The organism is Fructilactobacillus sp. X8R1C1, from assembly GCF_059900945.1.
In genome coordinates this window covers 132,845-155,591 of the sequence record NZ_JBWXVH010000004.1, presented here as the reverse complement: position 1 = coordinate 155,591, position 22,747 = coordinate 132,845, and the positions used below count along the sequence as shown (strand labels likewise).

The window sequence follows — 22,747 nt, the reverse complement described above, 5'->3', positions numbered from 1 at the left end:
CGAATTAAAGGGAGGAGTATGCACTTGAATAAGGATGAAAAAAACAAAGAGCAAGAGCGGGTCACCTGGGTTGGTTCCCAGTTGGACGAAAAAATCCAAGACACCCAAACCGAATACCAAAAAGCCAAGGCAGAAACTCAACGAGTTCAAAAAGATTACGGGACCAATACATCCGCAAACTATTTAGAAGCTGATGACCGGATTGAAACCAGCGCTGACCTGCAACAACAGCGAAGTTTAACTAACAAAGTGGTTGAGGATCAAGCCATTATTGAGGGCCAACTAGCCACTTATCAGGACCTTAAAAAATCACCCTATTTTGGTCGAATTGACATCTCAGACGAGGGCTTTTCTGACGTTGATCACCTATACATTGGGAAGGCGTCTTTCATCGACAAAAACGGTGAATTCTTAATCTATGATTGGCGAGCTCCCATTTCAAGTATCTACTATAATGGTACGCTTGGAAAAGTCACTTACGATACTCCCAACGGTAAACAAGCCACTGACCTTCTAAAGAAACGTCAATTCCAGATTAAAGACGGCAAGATCATCAACATGTTTGATACCAACGAAACGGTTGGCGACGAACTCTTGCAGAGTGCTTTAAGTGATGAAAACAACGAAAAGATGCAAAACATCGTGGCCACCATTCAGCACGAACAAAATGACATTATTAGAGATACCACCAGTAATCTGTTGGTCGTTCAAGGAGTAGCTGGATCAGGAAAGACCTCAGCACTCTTACAACGGATTGCCTTTCTGTTATATCACAGTCGGAACTCTTTAAATGCTGACCAAATTCTACTCTTTTCTCCGAATCTTCTTTTTAGTAACTACATCAAGGACGTACTACCAAGTTTAGGGGAACGCAATATGCATCAGGTTACGTTAGCTGAATTTTTTGCCCACCGACTTGAGGGCATGAAGGTTCAGACCCTTTTTCAACGTTACGAAGCTTCTGATCATGATTCTGATTCTAAACTTCGCGAATTCAAAAATAGTCAGAACTTCATCGATCAGATTGAAAACTACGTCCAAAATCTCACCTCTGATCAAATCAAGTTCGATGATATTCACTTTAATGGTGAGGTTTACTTTTCTAAAAAGGAAATTCGTGAAATTTACGCTAGTCTACCTAGTGGGATGACCAGTAGTGAAAAACTCCTTCAAACGAAGAACCGCTTAATCAAGAGACTGAAGAATCGCATTCACGATGAAACTAAGAAAAAATGGGTTGCTGACATTATCGACACCATGAGCGAAGAACAGTACCACAAACTTCTGGGTGAAAAACACTTAAATGACTTTGAGGAACTAGACGATGAACGAAACTACATCGCCACTCGACTAGTTAAAGATCGACTTAGTACCGTGTACGATGCTATCTACAACGATGAGTTTTTCGATCCGTACGTTCAATACGCCGATTTTCTTAACCACGTTAAGTTGCCTGAAAATGTTGAACCAGATGCCTTTAAACAAAGCAAAAATGATTTCCTAAATCACATTGAATTTCACCAAATTGGTTTGGATGACACTGCCCCCCTACTATACTTGAGGGATCGTTTCAGTGGGGAAAACAAAAACGTTAACATTAAATACCTTTTCGTCGACGAGATTCAGGACTACTCAATTGCCCAGATTATGTATCTCAAGCTCATTTTTCCGAGAGCTAAGTTCAACCTGATTGGTGATAGTGAACAGGCCATTTTCAAGGATGTCGAGTCAGCCCAAACGTTACTGGACAAGCTTAATGATGCCATCCCTAGTAAACATTCGCGACTAATTCAGCTGAATCGTTCATACCGCTCAACCTATCCCATCACGTCCTTTGCCAAATCATTACTTCCAGATGGGAATAACATCGAGGCCTTCAACCGAAATGGGGAAAAGCCCGAGTTAATCGTGAAGGACAATTTTAATGAACTAACAAGTTCCTTATTTGACGTTATCAACGACCAACTTCAAAAACACGAAACCGTCGCGGTCATTACTAGAGATGCCACATCGGCCAAACAAGTTTACCAAAAGGTCAACGCTCACTTTGATGCTACATTATTAAAAGATAGTGACCGAGATATGACCTCACCAGTTGTCGTACTTCCCGTCTACTTGGCCAAGGGACTCGAATTTGATTCGGTCATTGCCTGGGACGTCTCAAAAAAGAATTACCCTGATCAGCACTCACTTGGAGTCCTTTACACAATTCTGACCCGCGCCATGCATTCGCTAACCCTGTTGTGTAACGGCGAGGTTTCGCCGTTGATTCCCAAACAAGCCATCAGTGATAATTTAATTAAAGTCAGCAAAAATTCAACGGCCGAATAAAAAAACTCTCACTATGATTACGTAGTGAGAGTTTTAAACTATGAAAATAAACAATAAGCCATTCCCGGGAGTCGAACCCGGCACCTTTTCCTTACCATGGAAATGCTCTACCTACTGAGCTAGAATGGCATTCCTATTTTACCACACCAAAAATGGTACACTAGGATAGAATTCATAAAGATTAGAAAAGGACGATAATATGAAACGACATTTTAAACTTTCCCTCCTAGTCACTTGTCTCGTACTACTGATGATTCCACTCACAGCATGTCACAAGTCGGCAGCCCATGACCCAAAGAAAATTCAGGTTGTAAGTTCCGTTAACTTTTATGGAGACGCGGCCCAACAAGTCGTTGGAAAGTATGGTCACAACACGTCCATCATCAATTCAGACGTTGATCCACACGACTTTGAACCAACAACTAACAACGCGAAAGAAGTTGCCAAGGCAAACGTGGTCATCTCAAACGGAATTGGTTATGACGATTGGATGAACGAATTAATTCACAACGCTGGAAACGATCATCAACAGGACGTGAACGTTGGCAAATTGATGCATAAAAAAGATGGCGACAACGAACACATTTGGTATAAACCAACTACCATGGACCATTTGGTTGATCATCTAGTTACCGTCTACAGTAAGATTGATCCAGATCACCGTGGATATTTTGAGGAAAATGCGCAAACATACAAAAATGAATGGGGCCAAACGCAACGGTTAATCAAGCAGTTATCAAAGAATTCGCACGGTCAATCAGTTGCTACCAGCGAGCCCGTCTTTGACTACTCACTTTCAGCCCTTGGTTACAAACTTAAGGACTACGGGTTCTCAAATGCCATTGAAAAGGGCGTCGATCCTTCAGTCAGTGACATCTCCAACCTGCAAAGTGACATGCGCAACCATAAGATTGCTTTCTTTGTTAATAACACTCAATCCGATAGCCCGGTGGTTACACAAATGGTTAAATACGCTAAAAAGTATCATGTGCCCATCCTAAACGTGTCAGAGACCGCTCCAAAGGGGCAAAATTACATGCAGTGGATGAATAATCAGTACCGAGAACTTGGAAAAATACAAAAACAACAATAAAAAATGATGCTCAAAATTTGAGCATCATTTTTTATCTAGTTAACTTTTAAAGCTTGTTCCATTGCCTTTTGTTCCATCTGGTTTTTAGCTTTGTTCTGCATTTGCGCCTTAAATTCATTCTCAGCTTGTTTTTGCAGCTTAGCTTGGTCCTTTGATGACATCTTTGGATTTTCGGCCATAGCTTGTTGTATCTTAGCTGCTACAAACTGTTTCCCAGAAGCAGCCATCTGTTGCTGAGCTTCAGGATTTTGTTGTGACTGCTTCATTTGAGCAGCCTCTTGTTTCATGGCCTTCCCAAATGCTTTAGCTTGTTCAGGTGTGAATACCATGTAACCTGATTTTACGTGGAAAGTATTCGTACGTTTAATAAAGGCTTCTTTTTGAGCAAACATGAAGAAGACTTTGTAAAATTTATTTTTGTAGACCCAATTCTGTTGCTTTGTAACCAGTTTGTTTGAATCGCCACCTGGTTTGATTTCATTCGTAGTGTCAATCGCAGGTGTTACGGTTGGCTTCTTTTGACTTACATTCTTTTTGTAGATCACAACTTTATCATTAGTCTGACCAATCTTCTTATACAATATCATGTTGGCTTGATTGTTCACTGATGTAAACGAAGTGGTCTTAACCGTGGTCTTCTTTTCCATCCCAAAGTGATTGTGGTAATTGGCAATCATTAGACCAATCGTAATGATAATCAAAGCAGCAAATATAAGGCCTAAAGAGGTTGCCACTTTTTTATTAGCAATCAAATTCCACGTTAAGAAAAAGGCAATTACAAAAATAATTAGTAAGATAAATATCATTATTTTTTACCTCCCTTTTCAAAAACAGGATCTTCAGTAACATGACCCTTTTTCAACGCAAACGTCAAAAGAAAGGCAATTAATGAGATTAAGAATGCGACTCCAAAGGCTGCCATGTATCCTTTCAAATTAGCGTTAATTGCTCCAGCTCGATATGCCAACGGATTAATTTTAAGTAAGTGTTTTGCTGGCATATTATTGGTAGTAACATTGGCTAAAATTGAAATCATAACGGCCGTTGAAATTGATCCACAAACCTGTCTAAAGGTATTGTTAGCAGCAGTTCCATGCCCCATTTCAGAAACTGGAAGAGCATTCATTCCAGATGTCGTTACTGGCATCATGGACATTGCCACCCCAAACATTCTAATCGCATACAAAATAACAACGTAAATGGTTGGAGTATCCTTTGTTAAAAACAAAAATGGAAAAGTTCCAACCGTCAATAAGAACAATCCACCCATTGCTAAACGACGGGCCCCAAACTTATCGAATAGTCTTCCAGTAATTGGGCTCATAAATCCGGTTAAAAGTGCTCCGGGTAATAGAGTCAATCCGGAATGAAAAGCACTCATCCCTCTAACAATTTGTAAGTAGAGAGGTAAGACCATTTCAACTCCGACCATTCCCATGAAGACCACCGCACTGACAATGGTTCCAAGTCGAAATTCACGTGATTTGAAAACATTTAAATTCAAGAACGGGTTCTTCATGACCAGTTGACGCCATCCAAAGAGAATAATAAAAATGATTCCAATAATTAATCCCCAAATGACAGTTGGACTGCCCCAACCGTCATTTCCAACTGACGAGAATCCATAAAGTAAACTACCAAAACCAATGGTAGACAAAACTAATGAGAGATAATCTAGCTTACTTTTCTTAGTTGGAAGAACTGGTTTAACAAAAAACAGTCCTAAAACAATGACTATGGCAACAATGGGAGCAATAATCCCAAACAAATTTCGCCAAGATGAAGTATCAATCACCCATCCAGACAAAGTTGGTCCAATGGCAGGCGCTAAACCAACGACGATTCCAGCAAGTCCCATGGCAGTGCCCCGTTTTTCTGCTGGAAAAATTGACAACATGATAGTCTGAAGTAATGGCATGGCAATACCAACTCCAACACCTTGAATCAAACGTGACCCAAATAAAAACCAGAAGCTTGGAGCTATCCATGACCCCACCGTTCCAATCTCAAAGATGATCATTGCTGATAAGTACAGCCATTTAGTGTTAAAACGTCCACTCAACCAGGCACTAACCGGAATCAAAATTCCGTTAACCATCATAAATCCGGTGGTTAACCACTGAACGGTCGAGGTATTAACATTAAAGGCACGCATTAATGTTGGAAAAGCCGTTGACAAAATGGTTTGGTTTAAAACCGTACAAAAAGTTCCAACCAAAAGAATAATGACAAACATGGTTCGATTATACTTTTTGCCATTCGCATCAACAGCAGGAATATTATGCATTATATATGCCCCTTTCAAAAGCTTAATTAATTAATATTTGCTCAAAATTACAACACCAACTACTATACAACCATCCGATGTTTATGTCAATTTAATTGACACGTTCATTATTTTACATATAATTAGTATTGTATTATTTAATGAATTCATCGAGTTTGATTAAGCATAGAAAGTAGGTAAACCCTTGGAAAATGAGAATGATCAAGAAGTAGCTGACCTCAACGGACGACTCGGAAAAATCATCAAAAAAAATAACATTTCGGTTGGCATTGGTGATATTTCCAAATGCTCCGGTCTTTCCCAAAGTAAGATTCGCTACTGGGAGCAGCGAGGATACATTACTTCTTTACCAGTTCATAAAAATCAAAACAAGCGATATAGCATTTATACCTTAGTAACCGTTTTATTAATCAAATCCTATCTAGAGTCCGGATTTACTCTAGCCACGGCAGTAGATAAGGCAAAACGTCACGAAGAAATCAGTAAAGTCTTTAAAAAATTAATCCTTGATCGGGTTCAATACGTTAAAACTAAAAATGACGACTACTGCATTAATATGGGACCTCTTTCAGACGACCCCAGTAAATCGGTCATTATCAAAGTAAGCGATCGTGGTAGTAAAATCACACTAATGGATACAAAAAAGACACTTCCTAATTAATTAGGAGGTGTCTTTTGGTTTAGATTAAATTATTTATTTTCTCCTAATTTAACCTTGTCTAAAATGTTTAAGTCAGAGTCAATATCATAAACAATTGGTTGACCAGTAGCAATCTCAACGTTCATGATGTCTTCATCAGAGATTCCTTCAATGTACTTAGTTAAAGCACGAAGAGAGTTACCATGGGCAGCAACGATCACATTCTTGTTGTCTAACAATTTAGGAGCAATGTGATCTTGCCAGAATGGAATAACTCGTTCCAAAGTAACCTTTAAGTTCTCACCACCAGGGATCGCCTTTGGATCTAAGTCAGCATAACGACGATCTTTAGCAGCTGATCCCTCATCATTTGCGTCCAAAAGTGGAGGCAAAACATCGTATGAACGACGCCAGATGTGAACTTGTTCCTTACCAAATTTTTCAGCAGCTTCAGCCTTATTTTGGCCCTGAAGTGCACCATAGTGACGTTCGTTTAAACGCCAAGACTTCAAAACTGGAATCCATAATTGGTCACTTTCATCCAACACATAATTTAAAGTCTTGATGGCACGCTTTAAAACTGAAGTGTAAGCTTGGTCAAATTGAATTCCTGCTTCAGCAATTAATTTACCCGCATTTTTAGCCTGCTTAACTCCTTCTTCACTTAAGTCAACGTCAACCCAACCAGTGAATTGGTTCGATAAGTTCCATTCACTTTGGCCGTGTCTAACAAATACTAATTTAGCCATTGTAATTACCCCTCTTTTGTTTTTATACTAACTCATTTTACATCATTTAAAACTTTTTTTCACTAACTTACTGATCTTACTAAACCAACCTGGTTTTCGATTTCTCGCCACTTCATCAACGTTTTGGACTCCTAAGACGTCCAGTAAAAAGGTGAAAACAGGAACCGAAACAATTAATCCCCACGTTCCAAAGATGTGTTCACCAACCAGGAGGACCACGAACGTAAAGAAGATTGGTAGTTCGGTCTTAGCCGACATGAACTTGGGGTTTAACACGTATGCTTCAAGTAGATGAACCAACATAATGATGATGAAGATGTATACCACGTATCTAAATCCACCTACAGTATAACCAATCAAGGTTAGAGGAATTAACGAAATGATAACCCCAGCCACCGGAATGAGGCTCAAGAAGAAAATCATGACAGCTAAGATCAAAAGCTGTGGAATCTGCATGATCCATAAACAAATCGTGGTAATCGTCGTGTTACAGATTGCGATAAAGAATTGGGCTTCAATCACGACCCCAAAGGTTTTGACGAAAGTCTTCGCGAAAAACAGGATATCCGAGAAGAACCACCCAAAGGTACTGGTTAAAAACTTCTTAGAAAAGCGCTTCACCTGCTTAAGTTCCAAGGTAAAAAAGAAACTCAAAAGTAGTGACAAGAACATAGCAATCCCAGTTGAACCAATGCTTGTAATGTAACTCCAAATCAGGTTCATACTTCCCTTAATCTGGTTTGGTACATTAAAGTTCTTTAGTAACCATAAAACCCACGAACGTAATTCTGGGTTTTTAATCGAATGGGGACTTTCATAAAAGGTAATTAGCGTCTTGGTTATTTCAACTCCCTGCTCAGCAATCTGGGGGAGGTACAGGACACTCACCAGTACAATGGCCCCCACAATTAATAGGTAAATCACAATGACCAAGATTGGAATCGGAATCTTAATCCGGGCACGAATCCAAAGTACTAACTTGGTTATTAATAACGTAAAGATAAAGGTCAGAAGAATGGTGGTCATCATTGACCGACAGAGATACAGAACAACGACAATTAGCAACAAGACCACTGCCCGTCTTAATTTTGTGTTATTTAAAAATTTTTGCCACCAATTAGTTAAATTCTCCATTTTGGTTTTAATCCATCCCCTCTCCATTCATAATTCGTATTTAACACTTTACTCAAATCAATTTTAATAGTAATACGTAATATTTTTATTATAGCATCTCATCTAATGTAATTTGTTAAAATTCATGTCAGTCTATTTTACGAGTTTCACAAAAAAAGGTTATAATGGCCATATAACTATTGAATTAAAGAGAGGTTTTTATATGCTTGAAAAGACGTTTTACAGTGAATTTATCAAACACAGTTTTAATATTCCATTAAAGGTAACATACTGGGATGGTTCTACCAAGACTTATGGTAAGGGTGAGCCTAAAGCTCACATTACTATCCACAAAGCAATTCCAATTAAAGATATTACCAGTAATGCTTCAATCGCTTTAGGTGAAGCATACATGGATGGTGTAATCACTGTTGAAGGGATTTCTTTAGAAGATTTAGTTGCAGCAGCCTACCTGGATAGTAGCAGTTTCTTACACAACAAGAAATTCATTAAGTGGCTACCAAAGTCTTCTCATTCAGAAGCGGCAAGTAAAAAAGATGTGCAAAAGCATTATGACATCGGAAATGAATTCTACAAAATTTGGCTGGATAAGACCATGACCTATTCATGTGGTTACTGGGAAAGTCCAGAAGATAGCCTGTACGATGCTCAGATGAATAAAGTTCATCACATCATCAAGAAACTAAACCCACAGCCTGGTGGTACTCTTTTAGATATCGGTTGTGGTTGGGGTACTTTAATGTTAGTTGCCGCTAAAGAATACGACCTAAAGGTCACTGGTGTGACCCTTAGTCAGGAACAATGCGACTACGTTAACGAACAGATCAAAAAGTACGGTCTTGAAGACATCGCTGAAGTCCGCCTTCAAGATTATCGTGAACTACCAAAGTCAGAAAAGTGGGATTACATCACGTCTGTTGGAATGTTTGAACACGTTGGGAAAGAAAATCTTGATGAATACTTCAAGGTCGTTTCAGACCACTTAGCGAAAAACGGAAACGCCCTCATCCATGGAATTACCAGACAACAAGGTGGTGCGATCAATGGTTGGTTAAATAAGTGGATCTTCCCTGGGGGTTACATCCCTGGTTTGACCGAAAACTTAGACCATATTATTGATAATGGCATGCAAATCTACGATCTTGAATCACTAAGAAGACACTACCAGAAGACTACGGAAACATGGGATAAAAACTTCAATGCGCACCGAAAAGAAATTGAAAACATGTTTGACGAACGTTTCTGCCGCATGTGGGACTTGTACCTTCAAGCCTGTGCCGCTTCATTTAAGGTTGGAAATATCGATGTCATGCAGTACCTCATTTCAAAGGGACCGGCTGGTGCATCACTTCCAATGACCCGTGACTACATGTACAAATAACTTAATATAATAGATAGTAAAAGACGTAACTTCATCAATTAAAGTTACGTCTTTTTGTTATCAAATATTCATTAAAGGACAAACGTTAACAGAAACACCGCCGCTAGTCCTGCCATCACTGAAACTAGCATAGATCGGGTCCAGTAAGCAATCCCAATTACCAACACGGCAGCGATTAACTCTGGTCCCTGACCACTAATCGAAAAGGCATATGACTGATTAATAAAAATATCCTTTACTACCAGTGAAGTAAACAGACAAATTGGTACAAATTCCATCCATTCGGTAAACCACTTTGGAATTTTGCGCTTTCTAAAAAATGCTAATGGTATAAATCTTGGAGCTAAAGCAACCAAAAAACACAGCAATATTAACAGAAAGTGTTGCATCGCATCCCATTTCATAACAATTCTCCCAACTTATTCCTTCGGTGTCCCCGCAGGGTTTTTAAACGTCTTAAGAAAAATACTTTTCTTGTTGGTCTTCCGTTTTCGACTCCGAAAGTATTTATCAAGCAAGAAACCGATGAACGATGCAACTAACGTCGCCGCAACTAATCCAAGTGTTGATTTAGTTAACACTAAGAAGAAGATCGCAAGGCCAGCAGCAAAAAGTGCAATAAACACTTTTAGCAAATCCTTTAACTGCATCACAATCATATACAAGAAGAGCGCTGTGAGTGCGAAATGCACCACGGTTAGATCAATTGTAAGAGCTGACCCAATTAAACTCCCCACTAAGTTACTAATGGTCCAGAAAAATAACGTAAAATGTTCTACTTGCAACGCATCCTTCGGGGTCCATTTCTTGTCAGTTGAAAACTTTAAATAGTTCACAGCGTAATTTTCGTCATTTAAAGAACAGGCAAAAAAGAACGTAAAGAGCGTGTTCTGCCCGTGAAGATACTTAGAAAGACTCGATCCTAATAATGCGTATCTCAGCTCTAGGAAAAACAGCATCAACACAATCGTTAGAAGTGGTGAATTAATGGTTAACATGGATGCGATCAAAAATTGGGCACCACCGGAAAAAACCAGTAGTGATACCAAAATCGTGTTAAACGTGTTAAATCCCGCGGCGTGTAGCAAAATCCCACACGCCAAACCAATTGGAATGTAACTCAAGTCTAAGGGAAACGAGACCTTGAAATTGGCTTTCCAAGTAGGTTCATTAGGATTCGGTACTAATTTTGTCAATTGAAATCCTCCACTTGATTTCTTGAATAAATAACCTAAAAAAATTAATTAACTTTTTGCGTACATTGTTCATTATAAGAAAAAATGGCAAAATAACAAACCATAATTTTGTTCTAATGGTAATTATCAGAAAAATTCCACAATTTCACGGAACAATCTCGGAAAGAAGCCAACCTTATCAACGCTTTGGCAGGTAACGATTGGTGCTTTTCCACCATCATGATTTAAAAATTCCACCTTCTGATTTTTAAATCCAACCTGATTCGTTCCAACTTCCTGATTTTTAAGCACAGGAGCTGATACCGCGTTATCTTTAGCATGCTTTGAATCAAGTATAATTTGGTCGCTAAATTCATTTGGTTGAGAAACCTTGCCCCACAGGGTAACTGGTTTGCTCATCTTGACTTTAACCGTCCGTTTTTTCCCGTTAATCACCCTTAGATGATTCTCGGTAAATTGATCGTTATCATACTCCATGGGGCGATAATTCTTGATTACGTGTTCCATTAAGTTCTTAGTAACGATAAACCGTTGATTAGGCTTGGCACCCATAACTACCGTGATAATGCGATGACCATGGTGATTATCTAAAGTCCCCGCAAAGTTTTCGCCCGCTTTCTTAGAAGTTCCCGTTTTTAGACCATCAACGTTTAAGGCTGGATCGTAATATCGTTGTCCCTTCAACATTTCGTTAGAGGTCTTGACAACTTCTTGCGGTTTCTTATCAGTATCACCAAAGGTATACTGCGTTTTCTTAGTGGTTTTTAGAACATCAGGATACTGCGAAATAATTTTGGAAGAGATAATTGCCGTGTCTTTTGCTGACATCTCATTTTCAGAATCACCAGTCACCCTTGGTAAATTCATCGGTGCAACCTGTTTGTTAGTCAGACCACAGGCATTATAGAATTTGGCGTCTTTAATTCCCAATTCTTTGGCAGTTACTCGCATGGTTTTGGCAAAATTCTCACTGTTACCAGAGATTTTATCACCAAGCGCCATCGCACTCGCGTTAGCTGAACCAATTAGGGCCGTTGAATATAGCTCCCTTACCGTGTATTTCTTATGGGCCTCTAATTTAACGTTGGTGAACCCTTTTTTGGTACTTAATTTGGCAACTGCAGGTGAAATATCCACCTTAGTGTCCCATTTCAATTGATGATCATGAACTCGTTTTTGAACTATGTATGCGGTGAGTAACTTACTCATCGAGGCTGCCGGTAAGTTTCTAGCAGCGTTTTTTTGATAAATAATCTGTCCTGATTTAGCGTCCACTGCAATGGCAGCTTTACTATCGATTTCGTTCGAGTTAGCCTTTGCCAAGGTCTCTGGAATCATTAAAACGAGCGCTAACGTCATGATTAAAAATGAAACGAGAAATTGATGACCACTATGATTACTTTTCTTGGTTTGCATTTTTCTCTCCTATCACATGTTTATCTTTCCGTAATGGATGCTTAACATCTAACGGAAGGTAAATTTTAAACGCGGTTAATTTTTTCGTTGAAGAAACGTTAATATAACCTCCCTGATTGGTGACAATCTCACGAACAATGGCAAGTCCTAGGCCAGTTCCACCAGTTTTGGTGTTTCGTGACTCCTCAACCCGGTAAAAACGATCAAAGATGTGATCTAGTGACCCTTTAGGGATCTGTTCGCCATCGTTTGAAACGATAATTTCAACTCCTTCACTACTAAATGGCTTAGCAGAAAGATAGATATGACGTCCACCCTTTCCATACTTAAAAGCATTCGAAATCAGATTATTAAATACCCGACCTAACGACTCCGCATTGGCTTTGATCGAAATATCATGCTTGAGTGACTTCATTTCAATCGTCATCTTGTGCTTAGATGCATCAAGTTTAAATGAGGTCTGAAGCTGCTCTAATAGCGCATTCACATCAATGTTATCAATTTTTTGCGAAGGCTTAGACTTGTCGCCCGCCTTAGCATACTCAAAAAGCCGATCCACTAATTGTTTCATTTGTTGCGCCTTTAAATAAGCAATATGTGAATACTTTAAAATGTCGTCTTCATTTTGATACTGACCGTCTTCAATGAGACCAAGGTATCCCAGAATTGAAGTTAGTGGCGTTCTTAAATCATGACTAACGCTAGTGACCAATTTGTCCTTTGAAGCTTCCACCTCTCGCTCATCATTCATGGATTCAATGACACTATCAACAAGCGCGTTGATACTTTGAATGACCCGCTCAGTATCTCCCTTTAATTCAAAGGGAATTCGATGGTCAAAATGCCCGTTCGCAATGTAATGCAATTCCGAAATAATGTGGCGGAGTTGCATTTGATGATAGCGCCGAATCAACCGCCAGTAAATAATAATGACATCGATCACGCCCATAGCAATGATGAAGAGATTCTCCCAGCTAAGTAGTCGAAAATGCATCGGGCCAAAGGTCACCGACTGCTTAATGATGAAGATTCCGTCCCTTAGACCCGGGTTACTCTCGATTGATTCAGTGATAATCACGGTAATCGCCAAGTTTAAAAGGAGTAATAATATTAAAGTAACTACTCCTTCAACAAATAATTCAGTTTTTTCTTTCGTCGTTAATTTCAAACTCAAGATTCCTCTTATTATTTATGCTTCCACTTTGTAGCCGACGCCCCAAACGGTTTGAATCACTTTTTCACCGCCAGTGGCTTCTTCAATCTTGTCACGTAAATGACTGACGTGGACCATGACGGTTTTAGCTGAAATGATACTTTCTTGTTTCCAAACGCGCTCAAAAATCTCATCAGCTGAAAAGACCCGGTTAGGATGGCTGGCAAGAAGGTACAAAATACCAAACTCCAGAGCGGTTAACTGGATTTCTTTGCCGTCTTCCGTCTTAACTTCGTGTGAATCCTTATTGATAGTCAGTGGACCCACGTTTAAAATGTCAGGCTTGTCCTTAGTGACATCGTTTTGACTTCTTCTAAGCAGGGAACGAACCCGTGCCATGATTTCCAATGGGTTAAATGGCTTGGTGACGTAATCATCAGCTCCAGAAACCAATCCCTGAATTTTATCCATATCAGCCGTTTTGGCGGACAACACAATGATCGGAATCTGGGAGTCTTTACGGATTTCTTTAATAACATCAATCCCACTCATTTCCGGCATCATGATGTCTAAAATTACCAAGCCAATGTCTGGCTCAGTGCGCAAAAGTGATAATGCATCACTACCGTTATAGGCTGAGATTGGTTCGTAACCTTCGTTTTTAATGTAGATTTCTAATAATTGTGCGATTTCTTTATCGTCATCAACAACTAAAATTTTCATTTTAATTACCTCGAATTCACTATTTTCTTTCAGTTTATCAGATTGAAAACAGAGATTAACCAAAATTGTTTTAATATTATAAACATTTAAACTTTCACATCAAAAAAATCGTAGATCAGTTGATCCACGATTCATTAATTAATTTCGGTTCCCGGTAAATAGTCCATTGGTAATTGGGAAACGATGACGCATGTACAAAATTCCCGCAATTCCAATCACACCAATCACTGCGTCAACAATCGGACTGGTAATCGGGTTGACCACTCTCGGAATATACGTTCCACCAAAGAAGACTAGCATCCAAATTGCGAACAATAGAACCATCATCAAAGCTCGAATGATGCCATTATATTTATGTTTTACTCCCGGAGCAAACAAGTTGGTCATAAGTGGCATCCCTGCACCAGCAACAATTGAGGAAACGAAGATTCCAGTAATCCCCATTACACCACCTTTTGATGCTTGCGAGGAATTAATGAAGAACATGGCAGCGTACAAGAAACAGAACAGGACCAAAAACCACAAAAAGTTGTACGTGGCATCAATCACGTAGGTGATGGGTGTCATCTTTTGGGGTTTCTTTGGCGGGTGAACCGTAACCTGCACTTTTTGAGCAACCGTTCCATACAGATTCTTTGCGGTAATCCCACTCTTTTGAGCCTTTTTTAGTTCGTTTACCATCGTACTGATCTGAGCAGCTTGCTTTTCTGGTTCCAATTTGGTTTCCGAAAGTTCCTGCTTAAACTTATACATATATTCAGCATTTCTCTTGGTCAAACCAACGTGATCAAATTGTTCTCGTTCAGCAATCTTAGTGTTTGAGTGATGTTGATGCTGTTTTGCTTTAGCATTTCGTTTTCGATTATCTTCCTCGCTCATAATTTCCTCCTAGACGTTGAACCTAAATTCGGCAATGTCACCATCCTGCATGACGTAATCCTTACCTTCAACCCGCAATTTTCCAGCCTCTTTAACGGCATTTTCACTCCCGTATTTATCCAGGTCTTCAAAGGACATAATTTCAGCTCGAATGAAGCCCCGTTCAAAATCAGAATGGATAATTCCGGCGGCTTGAGGTGCTTTAGTGCCCTTCTTGAAGGTCCAGGCTTTGGTCTCTTTGCCACCTGCAGTAAAGAAGGTTTCCAGTCCAAGCAATTTGTATGAAGCCCGAATTAACTTATTTAGACCGGGTTCACTAACTCCTTCAGCCTCAAGAAAGTCAGCTTTGTCATCATCACCTAGTTCAGCAATTTCCTGCTCAGTTTCAGCCGCAATCCCAATTGCCTGGGCTCCATGCTTTTGAGCATAGTCCTTAACTAGTTTGAAGTACTTGTCACTTTCTGGATCAGCCATCGATTCTTCACTGATGTTAGCGACATACAAAACGGGCTTTGAAGTTAAAAGAAACAATCCCTTAACGATTTTCTGCTCGTCTTCATCAAAATCAATATCCCGAACAGCACCACCATCTTCAAGCACCGGTTTAATCTTGTTTAAAACATCCAGTTCTTCCTTGGCTTCGTCCGAGCCTTTTGCTGCTCTTTGAACTTTGCCGATTCGTTTATCAACGGCATCTAAATCAGCAATTCCAAGTTCGACGTTGATCGTTTCAATATCGCCAATGGGGTCAACGGTTCCAGTAACTGAGGTGATATTGTCATCATCAAAGGCCCGCACCACGTGGACAATGGCGTCCACTTGACGAATGTTTTCAAGAAACTTGTTTCCAAGTCCTTCACCTTTACTAGCACCCTTTACAATCCCCGCAATGTCGGTAAATTCAAAAGTAGTTGGTACCACCTTTTTAGCTGGTATTAACTCCTGAATCCGGTCTAACCGCTTGTCTGGCACTTCCACCATTCCTACGTTTGGATCAATCGTTGCGAAAGGATAGTTAGCCATTTCAGCACCAGCTTTAGTAATGGCATTAAAAAGTGTTGACTTACCAACGTTCGGCAACCCAACGATTCCCGCTGTTAAAGACATCCTGCTTACCTCTTTTAGTTAATTTCTTCGTGTTTTTCTAGTATTTTCTTCAAACGTTTCTCAAATTGTCGTCGACTGATCATCACAATGTGACCACATCCCATGCACTGAACCTTAATGTCAGCTCCCATTCGAATGATTTCCCATCGATTGGTGCCACAGGGATGCTGTTTCTTCATTGCAACGATATCATGCATTCCATACATAAAAATATCCTCCCTAGTCGAGATGAATATCCAATAGGTCTAAAATTCGGTTCAAATCTTCATTTGACATATAATCAATCTGGATTTGTCCCTTACCAAGCTTAGAATTGGTCTCATTAATCAAAACTTTAGTTCCAAATTTATCTTGAAGCTGGTCCTCGCTCTCCTTAATGTAGGGAGACTTGGACTTTTTCACTGGTCGTTTACTCTTGGTTGAGTGAGCCTTATTAGCCTTAGCAATTAACTTTTCTAACTGTCTAACCGTGAGGGTTTCATCCTTAGCCTTAGCAGCTAAATTCAAAAGTTGTGATTTTTCTTTGACTGATAAAAGGGCCCGGGCCTGCCCCATTGAAAGTTGCTTTTTTTGCAGCATATCCTTAACGGATTGTGGCAACCCCAGCAAACGAAGATAATTGGCAATGTAAGGGCGGCTCTTGCCTAAGCGTTCTGAAACTTGTGCTTGCGTTAAATTCAGTTTCGTCATTAAAGTATCGTACGCTTGAGCTTCTTCTAGTGGATTAAGGTCCTCACGCTGCAAGTTTTCCATTACAGCGATTTCCATCATTTGCTCTTCGGTAGCATCACGAATGATTGCCGGAATTTTGGCTTCCCCAGCAGCTTTAGATGCCCGAAATCGACGTTCACCAGCAATAATCTGGTAATTATGATTATCAACATCGTGGCGCACAATAATTGGCTGAAAAACTCCTGATTCTTTAATGGACTGGGTTAAATCGTCAAGAGCCTTCTGATCAAATTTCTTTCTTGGTTGATAAGGATTAGGCGAAATTTCGGTTAGGTCAAGATCAACAACTGCTTCGTCATTACTATTAACGTCATTGTCCTTAAACAATGCTTCAATTCCACGTCCTAATCCCTTACTATTTTTGTTGGTCATGGGCAGCTAACACTTCCTTTGTCAATTCCATGTATACTTTGGCGCCTTTTGATTTGGCATCATAGTCAATGATCGGCAGTCCATGACTGGGAGCTTCCGATAAGCGAACGTTTCTGGGGATGACGGTGGTGTACACCTTATCCTTAAAAAACTTTCTAACCTCACCATTGACTTGTGCTCCAAGATTAGTACGGGAATCAAACATAGTCAATAACACTCCCTCAATCTTGAGGTTGGGATTAAAGTGTTTCTGTACCAAACCAATGGTATTAAGTAATTGGCTCAGTCCCTCTAAGGCGTAATACTCAGACTGAACCGGGATCAAAATCGAATCACTGGCAGTAAAAGCGTTAATCGTGATTAATCCTAAAGAAGGTGGGCAATCAATTAAAATGTAATCGTACTTGTCAGAGACACTCTCAAGTGCCGTTTTCAATCGAGTCTCACGCGCCATCATGGGGGTCAACTCAATCTCTGCTCCAGATAATTGAATGGTAGCAGGAACAATATCGAGATTTTGATGAGCTGAATGTAGAATAACGTCTTCGATCGGCTCTTCATTAACTAAAACATCATAAATATCTTTATTAATTTTTTGCTTACTAAGACCAACGCCACTAGTGGCATTTCCCTGGGCATCGGCATCAACCAGCAGGACTTTCTTGCCCTTTGTGGCTAGGTCAGCCCCCAGATTAACAGCAGTCGTGGTCTTACCAACGCCACCCTTTTGATTTGCAAGCGATATAACGGTTCCCATGTTGTTCCCTCCTTCTTACTTGATCGGATCCTTATTTGGAGTTCCAGCTTTTCTTGGATACTTCTTTGGTGTCTTGGTGACTTTATCAATGACAATTATATTTCTTACTTCATCGTTTTCCGGTAATTTAAACTCAAAGTCACTTTCGACCTTACCACCTAAAGTTGTAATTGCCTTCTGAGCTCCCTTCAGTTCTTCAGGAGCCCTAGCGGCCTTTAACGCAATTAACTTACCACCGATCTTAACCAGTGGGAGGCACAACTCAGACATCACACTCAACCGCGCTAGTGCTCGTGCTGTCGCAAAATCAAATTGTTCGCGATCCTTCGACCGCTTTCCACCAAATTCCTCGGCACGAGCATGAACAAGGCGCATGTCAGTCAATCCCAGTTCACTAACTAGTTGTTTCAAAAAAACAATCCGCTTATTAAGTGAGTCCACGATGGTGACCTCTAAATCGGGGTTAATAATCTTAAGTGGGATTGACGGAAACCCTGCTCCCGCACCAACGTCTACAATTGACCTTGGCTTTTTAAGCTCTGGTATGTAAAAAACGGGAGTAAGTGAATCATAAAAGTGCTTTAGATACACGTCGTCACGTTCAACGATGGTCGTCAAATTCACCTTTTGATTATAGGACACTAAGAGTTCGTAGTACTTCTTAAACTGTTCTACCTGAAAGTCCGATAGTGAGATATCGTGCTTTAACAATGCCGCTTTAAACTGTTCTGGATTCATTTACTTCTCCTATGTAAAACAAACAATTGGAAACTAATTAAAGTTAAACCAATTTAAATTAGACCCTTCACTCATTATAACGAAAATTTAAAGATTTCGTTACCAAAAAAAGGAAAAAAGTCACCGAGAAATTTACCCCGTTCCGTTTAATCTGGCATCTTTTGAACTTCAGACTTAAACCAGTCATTAAACGCTTGGGCGTCAATGTCAACGGCAACCTTAGCATTGGTTTGACCATGATGATAAGCACCACGAATATCACCAACGGTGGCGCCATTGGCGGGTCCACTAGTTTGAATATCAATCCACATCTCTTCCGTAGTAAGTAATTCTGGGTGTAACAGGTAGAAAATCGTATTAACATCGTGCATGGCCACGCCTGCATTACTTTGATCCCCATCACTAGTGATAATGGCAGAGAGCATCTCTCCCGCTCGATTCATTTTCTTAATTTCAGCTAAAGTTTCGTTAGTAAGAAGAGCCTTCTTGGTCACATCAAGTCCAATCATCACAATTGAAACACCACTTTGATACATTATTTTGGCCGCATCAGGGTCAGTAAAGACATTAAATTCAGCAGCACTGGTCATGTTACCACGTCCAAGTGCTCCGCCCATGGCAACAATCCGCTCTAACTTGGCTTTTACTTCTGGATATTCAGACAGTAGGAGAGCAACGTTGGTATAAGATCCCGTTGCGACCAACGTGACTGGTTCTTCACTGTCCATAATGTGGTCATGAAGGGCTTTCACCGCGGTCATTTTCAATGGCTCTGGCAGTTCACCCGTAAAATCATAACCGCGCATCCCAGATTCACCATGAATCCGAGCTGCATCTTCAAACGGCTTTATTAAGGGATTTGCGGCCCCACTAGCGACTTTGACCCGCTCACCATCATGAAAAAAATTAATAATTTTAAGGGCATTAATCGTCGTTTTATCAACCGTTACGTTTCCAGCGACGGTGGTCACCAAGTCCACACCCAATTTTGGCTCATTGAGTGCCACTGACAAAGCTGCTGCATCGTCAATTCCTGGGTCCATGTCCATAATAATTTTTTGCATAATATCCCTCCGTTTTAAATCCGTCGTTATTAGTCAAGTTTACCACACGCATAATTGAATTAGCTGCTTCAGCTTAAAAGCAATCAAAAAAGAGACGGCCTAAGCTGTCTCTTTTTTTAAGTATGGAAGTAAACTTATTGATGGTCGTTTTACTCGATCAAGGATTCCTAATCCATCTAGAACCGTTCCGCCAATCACACTTACTTTATTAACATCTTCAATGTGGCGATCAGTTGATTGGTTATCATACAACATTACTGGTAAAATCTTGTAAGTCGATAATCCATCCTGGGTTTGTGAATCACCAACTCGACTTGAGGTAACAATCAACAAGTCATCATCCTCTAAAGAATCCATCAGTTCTGATAACATGACATCAACTTTCTTCAGTTCCGATGAAAATTGATCCAAATCACCCTCCATAGCGGAGGTCTGAAGATCTGGAACTTGAACGTAAATAAAACCGCTCCGAACCTTTTCCAGCTGATGATTTAATTCAACAAAAGCAGAGGTATTATCGGGTACCTGAATCCGTCTGGAAAAGTCCTGAACCTGAAGATATTCCACAAACCGGGAAATGATCACGGAACTCTTTTCCGCTTTATAAACCTCTTCAAAGACGCTTGACACACGTGAATTAACGGCACAATCAAACATTTCTCGCAGTCCGGATGCGGGTCGATTAACAACGGAATTAGTTCGAACTAATCCGTAAGCGCCCTCGGGATTGACTTCATCTGATGAAGAACGCTCCCCATCAAAAAAGATGTTAAAAAGGCCCAACCGCCGAAGCGATGGTAAATCTGACTTTGAGGATTGATTCAAAACGTGTGAAAGGATGTTATCGCTTGAAGCGTTAAGTTGTTCTGCTTCATTGTCCGAGCGTAATCCGAGTGATGCTAAATCCACAACAATTACCCTTTTATAACTCACGTTTTCATCTCCCATGCGACTTAATAAAATTTAATTATATTCTATAATGCAATAATAAAATGCCCATGTCAATTGACTTAGCAGTAAAATGATAGTATCACAATTCACAACCGAGGTTTAAAAAATGAAATCAATTAATGAAGACAACATCATATTATTAGGTGACTCGTTAACTCGTGGTTTTGACGGAGAAAAAGATTTAGTGCACAATTGGCCCTATTATTTAGGTCAAATTTTACCATTTAACTTCATCAAAAACGCGGGCCAGAATGCCGGTACCATTACCGGAAATTGTGAGCTGGACTTAACCTATCAGGTTAACCACAACAATTTTGGTGACTACGACATCGCCACGATCTTTTATGGTACCAACGATTTTGCCCACCGCTACGATACTTTAGAAGTCGTTAAAAGGATGTTAAATGAAAACATCCAGCAAATCAAGATCGAAAATCCGTCCATTCAAATTCTGGGAATCCTTCCATTGAACCGCTTCGATGGTGGCACCGATAACTACAACATTGAGGGACTTGCCCACTACACGTTTGGGCAGCTCCTTTGCGGCTTAACCACCGTATACCGCCAAAATAACATTCCATACCTAAACTGGCGTAAGGTGGAACCGACCATTGTCGACGACGATAATTATAGAACAAGACTGCATGACCATCGTCTTCACCCTAATTCGACTACTTACAAAATGATGGCCGAAATCATTGCCAAATTTATTAAAGCAAACGTCAACTAAAAGGAGCCATAATTGGCCTCCTTTTTTATTTAACCTCATCCAGCCCTTTAAGTTTGAGTTGATTATTAACATCTTGTTTAACATCAGCCCGATAATTGGTCGTTTTTGACGCTTTTTGACCCTGATCATTGATTGAATCAGTTTGAACCGCAAAGTCAACGGTGGCTTTCCTTTCATCAGTACTTGTAACCTTTTTAACGTTTACCTTAATTTGAAGATCTTTAACATCTGGTTCATGATCCTTTTTCGCAATCGTAATCATCTGATTATAGGCTGGGTTACTTTTTCCTCCAACAAAGTTTTGGTCGTAATGAACTTGATCAGCTGACTTTTCGTCAAAAACGTCATGGTTCAGTGGCTCCCACACGGCTTTAAGCAGACCAGTTGCTGCCTTTTTATCAACGAGCTTTTTAAACGGGAGTTTGATCTCAGAGTGATTATTCTTCATCCCGAGGTACTGAACATCACTTTTCATTGGTTTGCCGTCAACACTCAGAGTGGCCCAGATTGATGAATCATCACCAATGGGTAAATTATTGACCTTCGCCTTGCCGTTTTCACCAATTTGAGCAACCGGATGATTGTCAACGTAGACGATGGCGTTTGGGACACTTTGAAGCCCAAACGAAACCACGTTAAACGTCAGGTGCGCCGTATCAGATGACTTCATCAGACTAAACTGACCGGAAGTCTTAAGCTGTTTACCACCAGCCATGGCAGTCGCCTCAATCTGATGAACTCCCGGGATGAGTGACTTCACGTTCAACTCCCCATTGCCATCCGTTTTACCTGCTTTGTTTCCATCAATTGTCACGTTGGCTTCTGAAAGATTGGTCTTAATTTTAGGATCAATTGGTTTAACTACCAGTTGATAACGTGGAAATACCAGGAAATTCTTCCCCGTTTGTTTATAAACCAAGTTGCTTTCAGCCACTTTTTCACCGTTAATCTGCATCTTGAGCCGATTAACTGCTTCGGAATTTTGATCGAAATCGTTAACAAGGGGTTGAAGGGCCTCTTCACTTGGAGTACCCGTTTGCCCGTCAATTTTGATTCCAGCAATCACCTGCTTTTGTTCGTGATTACGCAGAGCATTCACCAAGCGGTCACCACTGGCTTTTTTTGAATAATACTTTGTCCCGGAAACTCCGACCACAATCACGATGATAATTTCCAACACGAGTAAAAAGGCCAAGAATTTATGTGATTTACATTTTTCTGCCAATCTAATTTCCATCCTTTTATAATATTGAGGAAATCATAACATACACCAAACAAAAAGAAACGTAGCACAGAATGCTCGTTTCTTTTCTA

The 22,747-nt window shown here is 40.1% G+C and carries 23 protein-coding genes and 1 tRNA gene; 5 read left to right on the top strand and 19 right to left on the bottom strand.

Annotated elements, in window-relative coordinates:
• Positions 1-18: 18 nt before the first annotated feature.
• The gene (gene helD, locus AC6UD1_RS05155; RefSeq protein WP_500707455.1) at positions 19-2,331 is read left to right on the top strand and encodes an RNA polymerase recycling motor HelD; all 2,313 of its coding nucleotides are present in this window, start codon (positions 19-21) and stop codon (positions 2,329-2,331) included.
• 56 nt (positions 2,332-2,387) lie between these two features.
• On the opposite strand, the gene AC6UD1_RS05150 is transcribed toward helD, so the two are convergent.
• Positions 2,388-2,460 (bottom strand) — tRNA-Thr (locus AC6UD1_RS05150).
• Positions 2,461-2,581: 121 nt separating this feature from the next.
• Between AC6UD1_RS05150 and AC6UD1_RS05145 the strand changes: the two genes are divergently transcribed.
• Positions 2,582-3,424: a metal ABC transporter solute-binding protein, Zn/Mn family gene (locus tag AC6UD1_RS05145; RefSeq protein WP_500707454.1), complete on the top strand. Its 843-nt coding sequence runs from the start codon at positions 2,582-2,584 to the stop codon at positions 3,422-3,424.
• Between the two features lie 35 nt (positions 3,425-3,459).
• On the opposite strand, the gene AC6UD1_RS05140 is transcribed toward AC6UD1_RS05145, so the two are convergent.
• Positions 3,460-4,230, bottom strand: a complete 771-nt coding sequence (locus AC6UD1_RS05140; RefSeq protein WP_500707453.1) for a DUF4811 domain-containing protein — start codon at positions 4,228-4,230, stop codon at positions 3,460-3,462.
• The gene (locus AC6UD1_RS05135; RefSeq protein ID WP_500694013.1) at positions 4,230-5,711 is read right to left on the bottom strand and encodes an MDR family MFS transporter; all 1,482 of its coding nucleotides are present in this window, start codon (positions 5,709-5,711) and stop codon (positions 4,230-4,232) included. The genes AC6UD1_RS05140 and AC6UD1_RS05135 overlap by 1 nt, the downstream gene beginning before the upstream one ends.
• A 184-nt stretch (positions 5,712-5,895) precedes the next feature.
• Between AC6UD1_RS05135 and AC6UD1_RS05130 the strand changes: the two genes are divergently transcribed.
• Positions 5,896-6,372, top strand: a complete 477-nt coding sequence (locus tag AC6UD1_RS05130) for a MerR family transcriptional regulator (protein ID WP_500694014.1) — start codon at positions 5,896-5,898, stop codon at positions 6,370-6,372.
• A gap of 29 nt (positions 6,373-6,401) precedes the next feature.
• Here the strand turns inward: AC6UD1_RS05130 and AC6UD1_RS05125 are convergent, their stop codons facing one another.
• Positions 6,402-7,100, bottom strand: coding sequence for a 2,3-diphosphoglycerate-dependent phosphoglycerate mutase (locus AC6UD1_RS05125; protein ID WP_500694015.1), 699 nt, complete (start codon positions 7,098-7,100; stop codon positions 6,402-6,404).
• A gap of 42 nt (positions 7,101-7,142) precedes the next feature.
• Positions 7,143-8,234 carry an AI-2E family transporter gene (locus tag AC6UD1_RS05120; RefSeq protein ID WP_500694016.1) on the bottom strand — a complete coding sequence of 364 codons (1,092 nt, stop codon included), beginning with the start codon at positions 8,232-8,234 and terminating at the stop codon, positions 7,143-7,145.
• Between the two features lie 202 nt (positions 8,235-8,436).
• Between AC6UD1_RS05120 and AC6UD1_RS05115 the strand changes: the two genes are divergently transcribed.
• Positions 8,437-9,615, top strand: a complete 1,179-nt coding sequence (locus tag AC6UD1_RS05115) for a class I SAM-dependent methyltransferase (protein ID WP_500707452.1) — start codon at positions 8,437-8,439, stop codon at positions 9,613-9,615.
• 71 nt (positions 9,616-9,686) lie between these two features.
• Here the strand turns inward: AC6UD1_RS05115 and AC6UD1_RS05110 are convergent, their stop codons facing one another.
• From AC6UD1_RS05110 to AC6UD1_RS05050, 13 genes are all read right to left on the bottom strand, one after another.
• On the bottom strand, positions 9,687-10,019 hold the full coding sequence (locus tag AC6UD1_RS05110; protein WP_500694018.1) for an AzlD domain-containing protein: 333 nt from the start codon (positions 10,017-10,019) through the stop codon (positions 9,687-9,689).
• Positions 10,020-10,034: 15 nt separating this feature from the next.
• A complete protein-coding gene (locus AC6UD1_RS05105) occupies positions 10,035-10,811 on the bottom strand; it encodes an AzlC family ABC transporter permease (RefSeq protein ID WP_500696938.1) in 777 nt (258 codons plus the stop codon).
• A gap of 126 nt (positions 10,812-10,937) precedes the next feature.
• Positions 10,938-12,227, bottom strand: a complete 1,290-nt coding sequence (locus AC6UD1_RS05100; RefSeq protein ID WP_500707451.1) for a D-alanyl-D-alanine carboxypeptidase family protein — start codon at positions 12,225-12,227, stop codon at positions 10,938-10,940.
• On the bottom strand, positions 12,208-13,395 hold the full coding sequence (locus tag AC6UD1_RS05095) for a sensor histidine kinase (protein WP_500707475.1): 1,188 nt from the start codon (positions 13,393-13,395) through the stop codon (positions 12,208-12,210). Before AC6UD1_RS05095 ends, AC6UD1_RS05100 begins: the two co-directional genes overlap by 20 nt.
• A gap of 21 nt (positions 13,396-13,416) precedes the next feature.
• Positions 13,417-14,103, bottom strand: coding sequence for a response regulator transcription factor CroR (gene croR / locus AC6UD1_RS05090; protein ID WP_500694021.1), 687 nt, complete (start codon positions 14,101-14,103; stop codon positions 13,417-13,419).
• A 138-nt stretch (positions 14,104-14,241) separates the two neighbouring features.
• On the bottom strand, positions 14,242-14,982 hold the full coding sequence (locus AC6UD1_RS05085) for a DUF1129 family protein (RefSeq protein WP_500699626.1): 741 nt from the start codon (positions 14,980-14,982) through the stop codon (positions 14,242-14,244).
• A gap of 9 nt (positions 14,983-14,991) precedes the next feature.
• On the bottom strand, positions 14,992-16,089 hold the full coding sequence (gene ychF, locus AC6UD1_RS05080) for a redox-regulated ATPase YchF (RefSeq protein WP_500699625.1): 1,098 nt from the start codon (positions 16,087-16,089) through the stop codon (positions 14,992-14,994).
• 14 nt (positions 16,090-16,103) lie between these two features.
• A complete protein-coding gene (locus tag AC6UD1_RS05075) occupies positions 16,104-16,295 on the bottom strand; it encodes a DUF951 domain-containing protein (RefSeq protein ID WP_500696940.1) in 192 nt (63 codons plus the stop codon).
• Positions 16,296-16,308: 13 nt separating this feature from the next.
• Positions 16,309-17,193: a ParB/RepB/Spo0J family partition protein gene (locus tag AC6UD1_RS05070; RefSeq protein ID WP_500707450.1), complete on the bottom strand. Its 885-nt coding sequence runs from the start codon at positions 17,191-17,193 to the stop codon at positions 16,309-16,311.
• Complete coding sequence (locus AC6UD1_RS05065; RefSeq protein ID WP_500694026.1) at positions 17,177-17,950, bottom strand: ParA family protein; 774 nt, start codon at positions 17,948-17,950, stop codon at positions 17,177-17,179. Before AC6UD1_RS05065 ends, AC6UD1_RS05070 begins: the two co-directional genes overlap by 17 nt.
• Positions 17,951-17,965: 15 nt before the next feature.
• Positions 17,966-18,688, bottom strand: a complete 723-nt coding sequence (gene rsmG / locus AC6UD1_RS05060; protein ID WP_500707449.1) for a 16S rRNA (guanine(527)-N(7))-methyltransferase RsmG — start codon at positions 18,686-18,688, stop codon at positions 17,966-17,968.
• Between the two features lie 146 nt (positions 18,689-18,834).
• The gene (gene rihC / locus AC6UD1_RS05055) at positions 18,835-19,752 is read right to left on the bottom strand and encodes a ribonucleoside hydrolase RihC (protein ID WP_500707448.1); all 918 of its coding nucleotides are present in this window, start codon (positions 19,750-19,752) and stop codon (positions 18,835-18,837) included.
• 99 nt (positions 19,753-19,851) lie between these two features.
• Positions 19,852-20,685 carry an alkaline phosphatase family protein gene (locus AC6UD1_RS05050; protein WP_500694029.1) on the bottom strand — a complete coding sequence of 278 codons (834 nt, stop codon included), beginning with the start codon at positions 20,683-20,685 and terminating at the stop codon, positions 19,852-19,854.
• Positions 20,686-20,809: 124 nt separating this feature from the next.
• Between AC6UD1_RS05050 and AC6UD1_RS05045 the strand changes: the two genes are divergently transcribed.
• Entirely contained in the window at positions 20,810-21,433 is a 624-nt protein-coding gene (locus tag AC6UD1_RS05045) for an SGNH/GDSL hydrolase family protein (protein WP_500707447.1), read from the top strand.
• Positions 21,434-21,458: 25 nt separating this feature from the next.
• Here AC6UD1_RS05045 and AC6UD1_RS05040 read toward each other — a convergent pair whose 3' ends face one another.
• Positions 21,459-22,658: a zinc ribbon domain-containing protein gene (locus tag AC6UD1_RS05040; protein WP_500707446.1), complete on the bottom strand. Its 1,200-nt coding sequence runs from the start codon at positions 22,656-22,658 to the stop codon at positions 21,459-21,461.
• Positions 22,659-22,747: the final 89 nt, after the last annotated feature.